This is a genomic window from Williamsia sterculiae (assembly GCF_900156495.1).
Taxonomy (GTDB): domain Bacteria; phylum Actinomycetota; class Actinomycetes; order Mycobacteriales; family Mycobacteriaceae; genus Williamsia_B; species Williamsia_B sterculiae.
Genome location: NZ_FTNT01000008.1, coordinates 99,679 through 114,900 on the forward strand (window position 1 = coordinate 99,679; position 15,222 = coordinate 114,900).

Consider the following 15,222-nt stretch of genomic DNA (forward strand, 5'->3'; position numbering starts at 1 on the left):
TTTTTAGTTTGTTTGATATATTGCGACGTGTAGTCGTACGCCAACTGCCGCGGCGCTACGTGCATTCTGGTAAGAGACGCAGTAGGCTGTTATTATTTAAGCACAAATTGATCTCTTAATAAACACCATGTGGATAACTTCGCCATTTCTGTGGACAACCGCCATGCCGCTACTGGTCGAGCGTGAACTGCTGCACAGCGTGGAGAGGAGGCCCCTTCTCCATTTCGATATCGACGGTGACCGTGTACAGCCCCGGATCGGTCAGCTCGGTGTTCGTTCCGTACCCGCCGCCGCCTGAACAACCGTTGAAGTTGTCGCTGTCATATCGACCCACCTCAGACCCGTCCGCGCGGGTGACTCTGACGTGATACTTACAGTACCCGAGATCGCTCCCCGCAGGACGTTCCACCGCCCAGTGGTATGCGACGTCCGCGTAGTACCGCCCGCCGTGTTTGTACCGGTCAGACACCCTGAAGTGATTCGGCGACACGACGAAGCCAGCTCCGTTGGACGTAATGCCAGTAGTCAGCGTCAGGATCCCGCTGCCGCTTCCCGCGGCGGCGCTCTTCTGCTGTGTTCTGACGTTAATGACTTGTCGGTCCTGGCCCGTGAGAGGGCCGAGCGCACCTTGGACATTCGTGAACAGCAGCGCTCCGCCGTCTTGGACCATCGACAAGATCGCTCCGAGCGACTTCGTCGCTGTCGTCGACGTGTCTTTCGGCGTGAGACTCTTGGATTCTTCGTCGATACACTTGCTGACGCCATTCACGAGACCCCCGAAGCCGGCACCAGTCGGATCGTTCTTGTACGACGGCGTCTCGGTCAACGTGTTGAAGCAAGCCGCAATGTCAGGGAACTCAAGGAGTGCGGCCTCGGGGAGCATGACATGAGCTCCGAACATTCCCGTCGCAAGCAGCGCCATTCCCGGATCCGCGTTCAGCGTGACCGTCTGCGGAGCGTTCTTGCTATCGAACTTCAAGCTGGTCGTTCCGCCAGGAACCATGAACGTGCCGTTTCCGGCCGCGTTGGCGAAGATTGTCTTGTAAGCGAGCGCGTCGGTGGTGGCCTCAAAATCCCGCGACGGCTGAGCCGTCATGGTCGCGGCGGTGGGCGTGGACTGAACAAGCCATCCGTTTTTCGAGTTGGAGTGCAGCTCGATCGTGATGCCATCACTGCCGCCCGACAAGCACGGCCAGGCCGCCGGTATCTGAGGTGGGTCCAACGTGTAGGTCGTATCCCCCACGGTCAACGGCTTACCGACGCAATCAGGCTTCGGGTATGCCAACCCAGGTAGCCCGCAATCGCGCCTCCCACCTGTGACTTGATCTTCCCGACGTCGATCAGGCCGGGCCAGAACGAGCTCAAGTGAGTGGTGTCGGCTGACAACACGTGCGTCGCGGGGTTCCACGCTGACCGGAGTACCTCCGGTTCCGATGACGACTCCCCCATCGCAATAACAGCAGGGACCAGCGTGTCCGATGGACTGAACGTCGAGTTCTTGCCCATGTCGAAGTCGAGGGTCAAGGGGCTCGAAGGCTGCGACTGGTCCGAGTACCGCACATCGACCCCGGCACCGGCGGCTGAAATGTATGGCTGGTTATTCGACAGCGACGTCGCGCTAGGTGAGGCCGATAGGGCTTCGCTCGAGTGCGAACCTGAGACGCTTAGGACGTAATCACTGGTTGTAACCGACGCCAAGAGACCGGGTTTAGCTGCTGAAGACGACCGAGCTGTTGACGTGCTACCTGAATGGCCCCCTGCGGCGCTGGAGCATGCCGCGACCCAGAGCAACGCGGATATCAGGACAGCAACGCTAGCCAGACGATGACGCGAACAACTACCAGGGGTACGCACCATCTATGGCCTCGGGTTCTTTCGCAGTCTCCAATTTTGGAACGAGGCTACCGCGAAGCTGGACAGGCGCATGTAAGTCGGTCGGATGACAACCAGAACGTTCCAAAGCGCAACGAGGATTCGTCCAACATACGAGACCTTCGTCGCTACCCGCCCCAACCATCGCCGCCCAATCATCATCGTGCGCCCATGTCGCTAACGATCGATCACATCGTGAAACTGTCACAAGGCGGCTCGCTGCTCGACGTGGGTGGCCATAGTCATCGTTGCCGTAATACTCGTCGCGTTGGTTAGTAAATACGTGATACTGCTCGATCATCGCGGCTCCCCCACATGCTCACACGCCGCCTTCCAAGCTTCCGCCGGGTCGGCGGTAAACCACCAGTCGCAATTATTGCAGAGGTACAACGTGTAATTTGTCTGGGTCGGTGTCATCCTCGCTGCACTTGTCGCAGAGGTACAACGTGTCGAATGTGCCTGGGTAGCCGGCGAACCAACTCGTCGCAATTGTCGCAGAGGTACGTGTCGCATTTGTCTGGGTCGGTGTCACCCTCGTCGAAATGCCCACCGCCAACTCTCCCGTGCTGGTCAAGCTCCCTCAAGTCGGCGATACTGACGACATAGCTCAGGTCGTCTCTCGTACAGTTTGATGGTTCATTCATGCTTTTTGATACTCCATATTCAATTACTTACTTAGTATTGCCACTAGCGACGCGCACAAGCTCGCCACACTCACCATGTACAGGTGCCAGACGGTCGGGTCACGCCGACGCTGGTACCGCCCAACGCGTCGCCTGGAAGCACGCGGCGGGCGGTAGAGAATGCGTGGGGTGAGTATCTCGCCGGTTACGCGGTTCACGATGTTATACATGTTCGTTCTCCTGTATTAACTTATATTATAAGTATGACGGAATACGCCCATAAATACAATACGTTTAACAGATAATCCGTAGTAGAAAAATCAACGCAAGCAGTCGGGGAAGTCATCGACCAACCCCACCCGGAAGTACTGCGTGTACCGGGGCTGACGTTCGCGTATCCACCGCTTGAGCTGCTCAGCGCGTTGCCCGTCGCCGACTAGGAACCACACGACCGGGAACACCTCATACACGCCGTCGTCATGCGTCAAAGCGTGCACGTAACGGTCGAGCTTGTCCCATATCGCCGGGCGGTTCTCCGTGCCCTTGTCGACTTCGACCGCGACGTATAGCTGCTTGCGCCGCTCCAGGTTGGCCAGTTCTAGGTACATATCCGGCCGGATCGAAGCGCCGCGCACCGACCGGTAGGCCTCATCTTCAACTTCGGCATAGAAGTCATCGCGCAACCAACCAGCGTCTACCGCGTTCAACACCCGAATGTAGGTATCCGCGACGGTGAGCGCGTGAAAGTCCGTCGAGCGGCGCGAGTGGTACGGGCCGGTGCGGTATATCCGCCAGCCCGAAGCGCTCAGGCGATACACCCACTGCCCGCTCCCCGCGTTCGCTCCGCCAGCCAGACGGCGCTCCAGTCGCGTCACCAGCCCATCGTCACGCAAGTATCGCAGTTGCCTGTCTACGGTTGTCCGGGACTTGGAGGAGCGGAACACGAGCTCGTAAATCTGCCCGGTCGTGAGCATGTTGAACCGAGCCAGTGCGACGAGAACACGCCGCCGCGGTTCGGAAATCTTCATAGGTACAACGTACCGACGAAGTGTCCGGCGGCGCAGCTCAGCGTTCTCCCTGTTCACGTGGGGTGCGGACGTGTTGCGATACCCACAACAACCACACGGATAGCACACAGTGTTTCATGGGTAGATTTAAACACGCTTTGTCAAGAATGAATAGATATGACTTTTCCACAGGCGACGCAACAAAAGTATTGCAAAATAAAGCATATTGCGCCATGCTAATAACCAGAACCAAACGCGACACTCATAACGGTCGGACAGAACAACCTGGTTCAAGAATCAAACGGATAATCAGTAAGGGGGATCTATCACACTAATCACGGATACTTTTCATGTCACAGATCAAATACGTCAAGCTTGAGCAGCGCAGGGACATCGGGCTTTCCCGTACCTCGTACTCTCAAGACGAAGCAATCACCGAGGCTATGCGCCGCACCCGGGCTGACATCGCCCAGGAGTATGGCCTCAAGGTTTACAGCCTGAGCAACTACATCGCGTCACTGGTCGAGCACGACCCCAGGGCGCGGCAACACCTGAAGGAGGTGAGGAAGGAAACACGAGGAAATGGCCGACGGCCAAACTATCACCGAACAAGACCACTCGACGAGGACGATTAATCTACTTGCGTTGCAAGCACCGTTCCCTGAAAGGGACATCGAATGGCGCGCGCAACGATCAGGGATCAACCGAAACGGCAACGGCTGGGTATCCGTCGTCGCGTACATCGACAACCGAGCCGTACAGAACCGCCTCGACGACGTCTGCGGCCCAGAGAACTGGCGCGACGAATACGACACGTCCCCCGTGGGCGGCGTTCTCTGTGGCATATCCATACGCGTCAACGGCGAGTGGATCACCAAGTGGGACGGAGCCGACAAGACGGACGTCGAACCCATCAAGGGCGGTCTCTCCAACGCTGAGAAGCGCGCCGCCGTCAAATGGGGTATCGGCCGCTACCTGTACCGGCTTGAATCCGACATAGTGCAGGTCAGGCCGAGTGGTGACAACTACATCGCTATCAAGAAGAACAAGTCTGACTTGGTTCCGACCATTAAGGGGTACTGGACTCCCCCGGCGCTGCCAACCTGGGCCCGCCCAGTAGCGCTGGAGAGCGAGAAGCCGGCAATGGCCGACCTGATCCACAGCCCGAAGAACGCAGCACCAACACCTGTGCAGGTCGACAACCCGATCCGCGGTGCCCAGAAGATCCAGATCAAGGCGCTCTACCAAAAGGCTGGTGCGGACATGTCGCGACGCGATGAATGGCTGGCGCGTATCACTACAGCCTCACAGGCTGACCAAGCGATACAGCAGCTACGCGACAAGATAGAAGACAACGCAGCGGAGCAGAACAGCGGTGAGTGACCTGTATTCGCAGGAGCACGCTGCGTGGGAGGCGGACCGCGAGGATCCCCGCGATCTCGTTGACGAAGAAGCGCGATACTTCGCAGAGATACGCGATGAGCGAGGCTCCACGTCGACAACGGTATTGCGCCGGTGGCTCGACGATCCCGCTATGACCTACCTGTTCAACCGCCTCAAAGCAGAGGCGAAAGCCCGCGAGTCGGGCGACCAACATTAACGCGGCACTCAGTGCCAGGACCAACCATGGCTGTACGAACAGCACCCAAACCGATCAAGGTGACGAAAGCCCCTGGTCGACCGAAGAAAGTCACCGTCAAGAAGACGCTGCCGGCAAAGCCTGTCCAGCCCAAGACGGCGCAAGACAAAGACCGCGAGCTCGCGGGCCGTATCAACAAACACCTCACTCCGAAGAAGCCGCTCAGCGCCAATCGCGCCCCGGAGAAGCGAGAGCGGATCGAAGAGGTGCGCAAGAAGCTCGCCAAGGCCAACGCCAAGAACGCGCTGCTGATAGAGGCATCGACGAGCGACTCACTGACTCTCGACGCGTACCGCAAGGAGGCGAAGGCCCTACGCAGTGAGAACGCCGACTATGCCCAGCGAATCGAGGACTATCGCAAGCTCGTCGCAAAGGTCGAACGCACCCTTATTGGGCGAGTGCTCGTGCGACGTGCGAAGCGCCACATGGTGTGGGGGCGGTGGTAATGAATGTCCAGATACTCAACACCACCGACTACAGCAAGTTCAAGACGATCGAGGGCAACCGCGAAGTCGATCAACCACACGTGCGCCAGCTCGCTGAAGAGATCGCGCTCAATGACCTGACCCCGTACTTCCCCGTGCTCATCAATGAGGGCTGGGAAATCATCGACGGTCAACATCGCTTTTCCGTCTGCCAGCAGCTTGGGTTGCCGGTCTACTACCTTCAAGTCCCAGGGTTAGACCTCACGTCGGTGCAGAGAATCAACACGACGTCTAAGCGATGGACGCTACGCGACTACATCAAGTCGTACATTCAGAAGGGAGTTGAAGACTACTCCGTACTTCTGCGGTTTAGTGAACGCACGGGCATCAACTTCAGTATATCGGCTGCCCTGCTCATGGGCCTCGAATCTATCGGCGGTGGCGCAAGGGGCAACAACGACGCACAACGCGTCGGGTCAATCATTAAGGAGGGCCGCTTCAAGGTAAGTGATCGTACACACGCAGAAGACATGGCCCTACTACTGAAGTCACTTACGGGTCATACCGACTTCGATCCGACCAAGGAGAGATCACTAGTCTTCGCCCTTAACCGCATTAGCAAGATCGAGCGATTCGATAGCGATCGCCTGTTGGGCAAACTGCGCGATCGCAATCTCAAGATTGATCGACAAACAACGACCCGCTTTTATCTCATTGAACTCGAGCGAGTCTATAACCATGGCTCACAGATCCGAGTCGATCTGTTTACTGGCGAGGAGACACGATCGTGAGCGGGACGTCACTTGGCGGGCAGCGTGCCGCGGTTACCAACAAGAAGCGACACGGCGCTGACTTCTATAAGTGCATCGGCGCTCGTGGAGGCCGTAACGGGTCCACCGGTGGCTTCGCCTCAACTGTCATAGGCAAGGACGGCTTGACTGGTAGCGAGCGCGCTCGACTGGTTGGAGCCAAAGGTGGTCGGATAGGCCGACGCGGAAAGCAAGTAAAGAAGGAGGTTATATGAAAACAACTAAAGGAGTACGACACGGCGAGAATCTACTATTACCAGTAGGGGCCAGTCCCGCCGCGTTAACGAAACAGCACACCACCTATATCGTTGGTCACTCGGAGACCGGTCACCATCACGTCCTGGAGAGTGAGACACCATTCGACGTCACAACTACTGACGAGGAACTGTATGTACGGCTGTATCGACCGGCCAAGCTGGTCCATAAAAAGCAGCATGACAAACATCGGACTCTGACTATCCAACCCGGGACGTACAAGGTCCGACGCAAGACAGAGTACGACCCATGGCAGCAGACGATCCGTGAGGTCTTCGATTGATGGTTAGCGAACTAAACGCCGCAGCGCGAGAGGTGATTGATCGGCTCCAGGCGATCAACTACGACGAGCCACACTGGAACGAGCAGAAGATCATCGAGGTGTTCAAGCGGCAGTACAAAATACTCGGTATCGACATGCCCGCGGTGGAAGTCGCCGGCAACATGCTGATCGGCTTCGAGTTAAGCCGGGACGCCGCTTGGGACGCCGCTTGGGACGCCGCTCGGGGTGCCGCTTGGGGTGCCGCTCGGGACGCCGCTCGGGGTGCCGCTCGGGACGCCGCTCGGGACGCCGCTCGGGACGCCGCTCGGGGTGCCGCTTGGGACGCCGCTCGGGACGCCGCTCGGGGTGCCGCTCGGGGTGCCGCTTGGGACGCCGCTCGGGGTGCCGCTCGGGGTGCCGCTTGGGACGCCGCTTGGGGTGCCGCCGCGCGCAACACCGGGTTGTCCGACGCTGCGACATTGAAGTGGATATCGGTCAGTGAGCAAGAACTCATCGCTCTAGAGAACGGGCTTGGATGGTTCTTTCCAATGCGCGACAAGCTAATCCTCGTTCCTATGCCACGCATGATTATGGTCGGCGATGCGCTGCACTATGACCATGGCAAAGCTGTGGAGTGGTCAGACGGGACAGGTTTCTACTTTATCCGCGGTGTGAAGTTCGACGACGAGCTGTACTGGCGGGTGGTCAACCGAAGCATCACACCTGAGGAGACGCTGCTGATCAAGAACTCGGAGCAACGGATGGCGGCGATATCGATGATGCGACCCGACCACCTTCTCGCCCAGTTACACGCAACACTGATCGACACCGGTGTGAAAGGTACCCGGTTGTACGAGGTAAACAACTTTATGGGCACCGGGCGGACCGAGTACTGCATGCTGATGGATGATGCCAGCACAGATCGTCAGTTCATCGAGTGGACGCCGCCCGCCATCGGCGAGCAGGGCAATGCCGAGCTGTGCCAGGCCGAAGCGTTTGGAGTCCCACTTGAAGATTGGCTTCTGATCACGGACGAGGCCTAGCACCTACACATCCCCCGCCCGTCGACAGTTCCGGCACACGAACCGCAGTGACGCAATCTGGTCGTCGTACGCCGCCTCGCGGATGTACATCGGCAGGATTGTGACGCGATCGCACACTGAGCACCGGTGCGGGTCGATCCCCTCCCTCGCCATAGCGACGACGACCCGCCGGCGCAAGACATCGTTCTTCTTCGCACCGACGCGTTGAGGGCGAGGCCCGCAGTAGCGGTTGATCGCCTTTTGCACGGAACGCAGGTGGCGAGGATCGATACCAGCCGCTTCCATGACCTGCGGGGCAGTCCTGTAAGAACCGGACTCCCAGAACGCGAGCAGTTCGTCAAGATCAAATTGGTGCGGACGTGACATATACAACTATATAAGCACAGGTTCGCATTAAGGCACATCATAAATCGTAGATTGTGCGTCGCAAAATTTTGAGTGCCGGTACGTTCAAAACAGAGGTCACACGAGCGATTTGTTAGCAGACAACATACGCGGCACTTGCACAAGTAGGCAAACACATGATGTGGGGCTTGATTTACGTTTGCAAACGTTAGATCCCTACCTACGACGCCACGATTGGCCGAAGTCCGTCAAGGTTCACCTCAACAATCGCGGTTGCGCTACTTATCCACAGTTGCACATTTAACAACACGACTCATCGCCCGCCCGCTCGGCCGGACCCACTAACTAACCATTAGTGCTATACACCCGGCTTGGCGTGGGGGCGATGAGCGAGAGCTTGCCCTTTCGCCCTGCGCTGCAAGTACCCTCCCCGCATGGACATCAGCAGTGCATGGCTCGCCCTGATCGGCGTATTGATCGGCAGCGTCGCAACGTTTGCTGGCACCTACGTCACCGCACGGTTCCAATCGAGGGACTCAGATACCGCTCGACGGGACGCTGACCGGCGAGATCGCCTGGCATGCCATACGGAGCTGACGATCGCCCTGTACCAGTTTGCGGAAATTGCACGACGAATGACTGTCGATCTAGGGACATTGGTAACCGACGACGACCGAGCGCAGTACACCATTGCTTGGAACGCCACTCAAGTTCGACAGGCCGCCGCGGTGATCGCGGGACCGAATGAGTTGACAACTGCTGCTCGGACTGTCGACGACGCCGTGTTCGACTTCAAGAGAGCAACGTCGAGGCTCATTAGCGAACAACGTCAAACGGATCGCTGGGACGAAGCATGGATTAAATTTTGGGACGCTGTCAATCTTTATGTTGACACTGTCCGAACAGAATTCCACCCGGATACCAAATAACTAGCCGCGGCTCAACCGCAGAAAACAACTGAATATGGACAACAAATCTTCTAGCCCAAGTGGCACTGGCATTATCGGCGTCGTGCTGATCGTCTTCATCATCTTGAAGCTCGTGGGGGTTATCACCTGGCCCTGGATTTGGGTGCTCTCCCCCATCTGGATCAGCTTCCTGATCGTCATCGCGGCGTTCGTACTGTTCGCACTGATCGTGCTCATTGTTGCGATCGTGAGGACGCTGCGGGGGCGCGGATAGCCATGACCGAGCGCTACTCCCCCGAGCCCGAAGCACTTCGCCTGAACGACGCGCAGGTCGAAGCACTCGAACGCATCTGCGCGCGCTACGGCGTCGAGTACGACCCCGGCCACTACTTCATCTACCCGCCTGGCAGCGTCATGATGAGCGGCTACGCGGAGGGCTGGGTCGGTGGGACTGACTACGCCCATCGCACCCTGTACATCGGTGTCAGTCCCGATGGGCGCATCTCATCATGACCCAGGACCAAACCACCGGCTGCGAGGGCAAGGTGCAGTACCCGGACTACCGAATGGCACAGCTGTACCTGTCCCGCAAGAAGCGGCTCAAGACCGCGGAGAGACGCTCGCTCAACATCTACCACTGCGACTTCTGCCATCAGTGGCATGTCGGCACGACGGTGAGGCGCAGGCGAGCGCGCAAGTAACACAACGTAAGCGCGGCTCAGCCGCGAAGGAATCACATCATGAAAGAACCAACCAAAACCCAATTGGAGGTGACCAAGCACCGGCCCGACTCCCAGGTCGCGCGCATTCTGCGCCGGCTCAAGAGCGAAGGGCGGATCACCAACATCGAGATGGTGAACCTCCGAATCTTGCGAGGATCGGAGAGGATTCGCGACCTGAAGCGCGAAGGCCACGCCATACGCAGCATCCAGCTCAACCAGACCACTTGGGTCTACGTCCTGGAAGACGAGGACTGATCCGGTGGCCCGCCTGATACTCACCACCACGCGTGATTTCCTGATCATCGTCGCGATCGTCTGCGTCGCCCTCGTCGCAGTGGCCGCGCTCGGCTTCGCGCTGTTCTACCTCGCGGCGTACGGCGTCGCCTGGCTCATATGGGCGTAAATCCGTGCGGTTTAGTATTGTAAAAAGTAATCCGGCTATTCATAATGTAGCCAGGGAAATACATGAAGATAGATGACACCCTGACGCTCGGCTACGAGTACAGCGAACCACGTTCCGTCATGATGGCGGTCGCGAAACGACAGCTCGAACGGTTGGCACCTCAGTTCGACCGTATCCGTATCGCCGTGGCGCTGACCCTGGCCAAGCGTCGCATCGCGCGATAACTCGTACCTTTAAATTTCAGCGCTCAGGACAGGGCGTGCATGTCGCGCCTGGCACCTTGCGTGATGGCTAACCCGACCTCGCAATAGATTTTCCACTCCTAATTCTCGGTCATACCTGGTTGGCCGTCCTGTCCTGAGCGCTACGACATCACTTGGCGTGGAGAGGTTTGCAGATCTTCCCCTCCGCGCCAGGCCACACCAGCCCGTTGTTTTCCCACTTACTAGCTGGTGTGGGTCTACCGCTGCCATCAACTGACTAGTCGTTGGATCCGACTAGCCCTCCCGGATGGCGGCGGTAGGCGGAAGCAGACACGAAAAAACGTAATCGGAACAACACAAGTGAAAGAACGACCATCCGTACCTGAGGCTCCACAGCAAAACGACTACTACGAATCGGAGCGCCGGCGACAAGGCATCAGGCGTCTCGCGCTGCACGTCATGTTCGAGCACATCATGCAAGAGGTGGACGACGGCTTGTGTAGCCGCGACAACGCTCTGGAGCGGATCAGTGCCCTTCATCAGTTCATATGTGAGGGCACACGATGAGCAGTACGCCTCGCTCCCCTCTTGACCGTATCCACGTCGACCTGACGATTCCTCAGTCACCCGATGAGGATCGTGCCGGCGAGCAGTTGGTCATCGGCGACGAACGCGCGTTTCTGGAGCTCCAAGAAGCGGCGTACGTGCGAGACATCGGTGCCCGTGCCCTGATCGCCGCCCAACGGCTCATGGATCTGGCGTATGAGGCGCGGGAAGTGCTGCAGGACTGGGAAGAAGTACCGACTCGACGACGCAAACGGTTGAACGTGCTGAGCGCGGTGCCCGATCTGGTTGAGGTATCGCCTCAATGAGCCAGTTCTACTGCCGGCTTCTGGCGCTGTACCTGAACATCAGGTACTTCGGCGACTATCTCGACGGCTACGTGTACATGGGTCACGACCTGCACGACACTGACGAAGTTTGCGGTGACATGTTCATTGTCGAATGCGCCCGCTGCGGATGGCGAGCTCATACCGAGGTCAAGCTCGAAAAGGTCATCGCTGACGAGCTGGGTTCAGAGGACGACGACTGATGGAACGTCCACGGCCGAGCACGATCGCCTGGGCGGGTCTCGCCGGCGCTGTCGCGGTGTACGACCTGACTTGTTCTCCCGGAGAGACTCTCAGCGAGGGAGTCGACGCCGGGCTGGAGACGAAATACAAGCGGCTGATCCAGCTCGGAATAGGTCTTACGGCGCTGCATCTCCTCAACCTTTGCCCAAGCGCCCTCGATCCCTTGCACCAGCTGACCAGGCTCAAGGCACAACGGAGTGACCGCCAGTGACCAAGGCCAACGTCGAGAACGGGGTCTACCGACTGATCGCCCTGCATCTGCGGCGCAAATACCCGGACGTGATGTTCCACTTTGATCTGAGCGGAGTACATAACCCCAGCCGCTATAGCCGCGGGCTGTATGCCGAGCTGAACGGCACTCGCGGGTGGCCCGATCTCCATATCGCTGCACGCTCGCACCCGCTCTTCGGCTCGTTCATCGGCCTGTACATCGAGATCAAAGCGGACGGCACGACCATCAGGAAGCGGGACGGCAGCCTCGTTGCAGATCCCCACATCCGCGAGCAGGCCGAGGTCATCAAGAGGCTCAACGCGACCGGCCACTACGCCGCATTTGGTGTCGGGTATCAGTCGTGCAAGCAGCTCATCGACGCCTACCTGACCGGTTCGGCTAAAGAGATCGTCGAGTTCTAGTTCGCCGGAAGCACACTGCGCCGGGACATCCGACGCAGTGCACATTCCTACGAACGAAGGAACAAGACAATGGCACGCATACAAGCGGTCAGGATCCCCGCTCATGAGGACGCGGAGCTGGTCGAGTGGGACCAGGGTGACTACCGGTTCATCCAGGACGTGGTGGGCGGTGTGTTCGACGCGATCAACCTCTACGACCAGGGGATCTCGATATTTGTCCACGATGAGGGCAAGGTGATCGGGCTCCCGAAGAACCTGCAAGCGACCTTGCTGCTCTGGAATGACAAGGTCTGGCGCAGGAACTACATCCTGATGGGTGACGTTCTGGTAACCGGGTTGCCTGATGACGAGGGCGAAACACAGGCCGTCCCCGACGACTTGGTGGCCCTGCTGTTCGGCACCAACGAATACAAGTACGAGGTGCAGACCGGCGATAGCAGCTGGGCGAGCAACCAGATGACGTTCGACAACTACTTCGCCGCTTGCTACGCCGCGGTGAATCTCGAACAACGCTGGACGCTGGTCACCGACTGGCGCGTGGTGCCGGTATGAGCGCCCTCGTGTTGCACGGCGACGGCCGCGTGGTCATCGACGATAGCTACGGCGGTCTGCCCCGAAGCGCGGACAGGTTCAGGGTCACTCCGGAGCACATTCCGCTGCCGTGGTTCGGCCTGTCTATCTGGTACGACGGTGACAGCGACCACCACGGTTCGGTCAACGAACTTGGCACGCTGTTGCTGCACTCACTGATGCCGCCCGCCCGCGGCAGACTGACATTGCATGGGCTCGTCGTCGTCACCGGAGCCACTGAAAACGACTCGGTGCCAGCGCTGGACGATGAATTTGTCAACGTCGTACGTGATACGTCCCGAGACAAGATGTTCCTGGTGAGCCAGTATCAGGGCTCTGAACTGTTCATCGAGTTCGGTCACACGACGCGGGACTTCTGGCAGCTCCTGTCCTACGGGATGGAGCGTGTCGTGGAAATCGAAGAGCCAGTCGTCGTCGAGGTCAAGTTCAGCGCATCGTAGGAAGCTCCCCGCAGCAGCCAGCTGCGGGATTTTCTATTGCTCAATTGAAAACCCCCACCCAGAGAGCTTGTGGCTCAATCTGGATGGGGGTTGTGTTGAAGGGGGTGGAACGTAGCGAGCGAACTCACTCACTACGGCGAGGCGAGAACCCCGAACGACGCCCACGCAGGTTGTCGAACGTGTCCAGCTGCGCCGTGCTGACCAGCTTCTCGAACTCGGTCTTGCTGCACAGCACTGTCTCTAGCTCACCGTCGGGATGACGAAACTCGAGCTCGATGACGTTGGTCAAGCGCTTCAGTGCGCTCAGTTCCTCGGCGGCAGCGTCGAACACCTTGCCCGCCGATTTGACCGCCACTGTGACGACGTCGGCTTCTTTGAGCTCGACACCCGTCAGATCACTGGTTCGGATTTGTTTGAATCCCACGGTTACCTTCCTTAAGGTATTCGACGCGATAACACCTTGTTATCCCGTTGCCCTTATTTATGCATAGAAGGCGTATTAAAACAATACCGAACAATATATAATAGAGGTATATGAGTTCATCTTTTAACCTCGCCGCTTATGTCAAGAAGTCGGCCACAAGTAGTGGCGTCAACACCAAAGTGACGGACAAGCGAGTGTTGATTGGTATAGCAAAGGCGCTGGTGCCTGTGGCCTTGGCTGCGAGGCGTCAGTCGTCGAGCTCGAACGCCAAGGACAGCTGATCAATTGTGAACTGGCTGCGCAGGTGGCATGCACTATTCTGATTCGCAAACATGCCTGTCTTCCACACACCCTCGCTGCGCGGCTTTACCGCTTGCCATTCGACGGGAACAACGAACTCGGCTAGGGCGTCGGAATCCGCATCGCCTGGGTTGCGATAGTTTCCGCTCAGGGGCACCGTCGACAGGCTAGTTGGAACACCATCAATCTCGATTTCGGCCTTGTCGAACCTTGTGGCCCCACCGACGACCGTTCCGACTCCGACGTACCCGCTCTTCGGGATGTTGGCGAAGACTCGCGCGCCGATGGGCAGGTTCTTGAGTGTCCGAGAGAACCACTCCCCACCCCCGGCAGACACAAAGCCATACTTCACGGCGTCATCCCAAACGCGACCTCCCGGCTCTTCGCCGAACGACACGTACCAGTCCTGCCCGTTCCACGGTTCCTTGGACTTCTGCGCCTTGGCAGTTGCAGACGTGGCCGTTTGCGTCTCGTGCTCCACCAGCCACGTCCGAGCCAAGTACGAAGCACCGCGATCCTCGAAGTGCCGGAAGAACACCACGTTCACCGGCACGGCGAATCCTTCGTTGAGGAAGCGGACGATGCGCTCCGTGGCGGGATCGACGCTGCTGGCCACGATCGTCAGGGCCTGTGCAGTGTTGAGCTCCTCGGGTGGTGCTTGTCCGAACTCCTCGGCGTAGGCCTCCTCGAAAGCGACACCTGGTTTGTACTTCGCGAAGATGGCCACGATGTCCGCGCGACTCAAGTCCGCGACCCACGACCCGTAATCGAGCGTCTGCGCGACGACGTCCCGCGGCGTCTTGTCGCGCTTCAACTCGATCACGTGAACGAGGCCCTCGCTATCGACAGCGAGCAGGTCAATGAAGCCGCCGTAGTCTGTCGCAACCTGCCGGCCGACGAGCAACAACCGTGCGCCCATCAATGAGGGGTCGGACTCGATGTAGTCCTCAAGCTGAGATTCAAGCCCGATACCCGTTGCGACCAACTTGGTCAGCTTCCCCCCGTCAGCACGCCACAGCCCCATCTCTAACGCCACTACAACTCCCTCATGGCAAGCCGTCCATCAGCCGCTCGCCGAACGATGTCTAGTTCCCGTCACACGCTAGAGCCTCAGTCCGACAACACGCGTCACTTCGCCGTAAATCACCTTACGGACGCTGTGTCATCATGAACGTTCACCCGCTG

Annotated in this window: 21 protein-coding genes; 17 read left to right on the forward strand and 4 right to left on the reverse strand. The window is 58.5% G+C overall.

Translation table 11 applies throughout. The features are described 5' to 3' along the window. Positions 1-169: 169 nt before the first annotated feature. Both BW971_RS13715 and BW971_RS13725 read right to left on the reverse strand, forming a co-directional pair. Complete coding sequence (locus BW971_RS13715) at positions 170-1,243, reverse strand: hypothetical protein (RefSeq protein ID WP_076480506.1); 1,074 nt, start codon at positions 1,241-1,243, stop codon at positions 170-172. A gap of 1,572 nt (positions 1,244-2,815) precedes the next feature. Further along, positions 2,816-3,523, reverse strand: a complete 708-nt coding sequence (locus BW971_RS13725) for a replication-relaxation family protein (protein WP_076480510.1) — start codon at positions 3,521-3,523, stop codon at positions 2,816-2,818. A 561-nt stretch (positions 3,524-4,084) separates the two neighbouring features. On the opposite strand from BW971_RS13725, the gene BW971_RS13735 reads away from it, so the two are divergent. The 17 genes from BW971_RS13735 (at position 4,085) to BW971_RS13825 (ending at position 13,313) form a co-directional block, all read left to right on the forward strand. Further along, the gene (locus BW971_RS13735; protein WP_200799438.1) at positions 4,085-4,885 is read left to right on the forward strand and encodes a Rad52/Rad22 family DNA repair protein; all 801 of its coding nucleotides are present in this window, start codon (positions 4,085-4,087) and stop codon (positions 4,883-4,885) included. 243 nt (positions 4,886-5,128) lie between these two features. Next, positions 5,129-5,587: a hypothetical protein gene (locus BW971_RS13745; RefSeq protein ID WP_143690382.1), complete on the forward strand. Its 459-nt coding sequence runs from the start codon at positions 5,129-5,131 to the stop codon at positions 5,585-5,587. Beyond that, on the forward strand, positions 5,581-6,357 hold the full coding sequence (locus BW971_RS13750; RefSeq protein ID WP_143690383.1) for a ParB N-terminal domain-containing protein: 777 nt from the start codon (positions 5,581-5,583) through the stop codon (positions 6,355-6,357). Before BW971_RS13745 ends, BW971_RS13750 begins: the two co-directional genes overlap by 7 nt. Before the next feature lie 555 nt (positions 6,358-6,912). Continuing rightward, on the forward strand, positions 6,913-7,935 hold the full coding sequence (locus BW971_RS21710; protein ID WP_234974405.1) for a hypothetical protein: 1,023 nt from the start codon (positions 6,913-6,915) through the stop codon (positions 7,933-7,935). 779 nt (positions 7,936-8,714) lie between these two features. Next, positions 8,715-9,209 (forward strand): hypothetical protein, encoded by a 495-nt coding sequence (locus BW971_RS21260; protein ID WP_143690384.1) that lies wholly within the window; start codon positions 8,715-8,717, stop codon positions 9,207-9,209. An 82-nt stretch (positions 9,210-9,291) separates the two neighbouring features. Beyond that, positions 9,292-9,462 (forward strand): hypothetical protein, encoded by a 171-nt coding sequence (locus BW971_RS13775; protein WP_200799440.1) that lies wholly within the window; start codon positions 9,292-9,294, stop codon positions 9,460-9,462. A gap of 2 nt (positions 9,463-9,464) precedes the next feature. Next, positions 9,465-9,701 carry a hypothetical protein gene (locus BW971_RS13780; RefSeq protein ID WP_076480530.1) on the forward strand — a complete coding sequence of 79 codons (237 nt, stop codon included), beginning with the start codon at positions 9,465-9,467 and terminating at the stop codon, positions 9,699-9,701. Then, positions 9,698-9,889 (forward strand): hypothetical protein, encoded by a 192-nt coding sequence (locus BW971_RS13785; protein WP_076480532.1) that lies wholly within the window; start codon positions 9,698-9,700, stop codon positions 9,887-9,889. Before BW971_RS13780 ends, BW971_RS13785 begins: the two co-directional genes overlap by 4 nt. A 39-nt stretch (positions 9,890-9,928) precedes the next feature. Further along, entirely contained in the window at positions 9,929-10,165 is a 237-nt protein-coding gene (locus tag BW971_RS13790) for a helix-turn-helix domain-containing protein (protein WP_083709982.1), read from the forward strand. 4 nt (positions 10,166-10,169) lie between these two features. Next, complete coding sequence (locus BW971_RS21515; RefSeq protein WP_159441867.1) at positions 10,170-10,313, forward strand: hypothetical protein; 144 nt, start codon at positions 10,170-10,172, stop codon at positions 10,311-10,313. Positions 10,314-10,375: 62 nt separating this feature from the next. Next, a complete protein-coding gene (locus BW971_RS21520) occupies positions 10,376-10,537 on the forward strand; it encodes a hypothetical protein (protein WP_159441868.1) in 162 nt (53 codons plus the stop codon). Between the two features lie 542 nt (positions 10,538-11,079). Further along, positions 11,080-11,388: a hypothetical protein gene (locus BW971_RS21265; protein WP_143690385.1), complete on the forward strand. Its 309-nt coding sequence runs from the start codon at positions 11,080-11,082 to the stop codon at positions 11,386-11,388. Next, complete coding sequence (locus BW971_RS13805; RefSeq protein ID WP_076480540.1) at positions 11,385-11,609, forward strand: hypothetical protein; 225 nt, start codon at positions 11,385-11,387, stop codon at positions 11,607-11,609. The genes BW971_RS21265 and BW971_RS13805 overlap by 4 nt, the downstream gene beginning before the upstream one ends. Then, positions 11,609-11,860 carry a DUF7427 family protein gene (locus tag BW971_RS22320; protein ID WP_076480542.1) on the forward strand — a complete coding sequence of 84 codons (252 nt, stop codon included), beginning with the start codon at positions 11,609-11,611 and terminating at the stop codon, positions 11,858-11,860. Before BW971_RS13805 ends, BW971_RS22320 begins: the two co-directional genes overlap by 1 nt. Further along, positions 11,857-12,282 (forward strand): hypothetical protein, encoded by a 426-nt coding sequence (locus BW971_RS13815; protein ID WP_076480544.1) that lies wholly within the window; start codon positions 11,857-11,859, stop codon positions 12,280-12,282. Before BW971_RS22320 ends, BW971_RS13815 begins: the two co-directional genes overlap by 4 nt. A 69-nt stretch (positions 12,283-12,351) precedes the next feature. After that, positions 12,352-12,834 carry a DUF3846 domain-containing protein gene (locus BW971_RS13820; protein WP_076480546.1) on the forward strand — a complete coding sequence of 161 codons (483 nt, stop codon included), beginning with the start codon at positions 12,352-12,354 and terminating at the stop codon, positions 12,832-12,834. Continuing rightward, positions 12,831-13,313 carry a hypothetical protein gene (locus BW971_RS13825; protein WP_076480548.1) on the forward strand — a complete coding sequence of 161 codons (483 nt, stop codon included), beginning with the start codon at positions 12,831-12,833 and terminating at the stop codon, positions 13,311-13,313. Before BW971_RS13820 ends, BW971_RS13825 begins: the two co-directional genes overlap by 4 nt. A 124-nt stretch (positions 13,314-13,437) precedes the next feature. Here BW971_RS13825 and BW971_RS13830 read toward each other — a convergent pair whose 3' ends face one another. Both BW971_RS13830 and BW971_RS13835 read right to left on the reverse strand, forming a co-directional pair. Continuing rightward, positions 13,438-13,737 (reverse strand): hypothetical protein, encoded by a 300-nt coding sequence (locus BW971_RS13830; protein WP_076480549.1) that lies wholly within the window; start codon positions 13,735-13,737, stop codon positions 13,438-13,440. Between the two features lie 247 nt (positions 13,738-13,984). Then, positions 13,985-15,073, reverse strand: a complete 1,089-nt coding sequence (locus BW971_RS13835; protein ID WP_076480551.1) for an endonuclease NucS domain-containing protein — start codon at positions 15,071-15,073, stop codon at positions 13,985-13,987. Positions 15,074-15,222 lie beyond the last annotated feature (149 nt).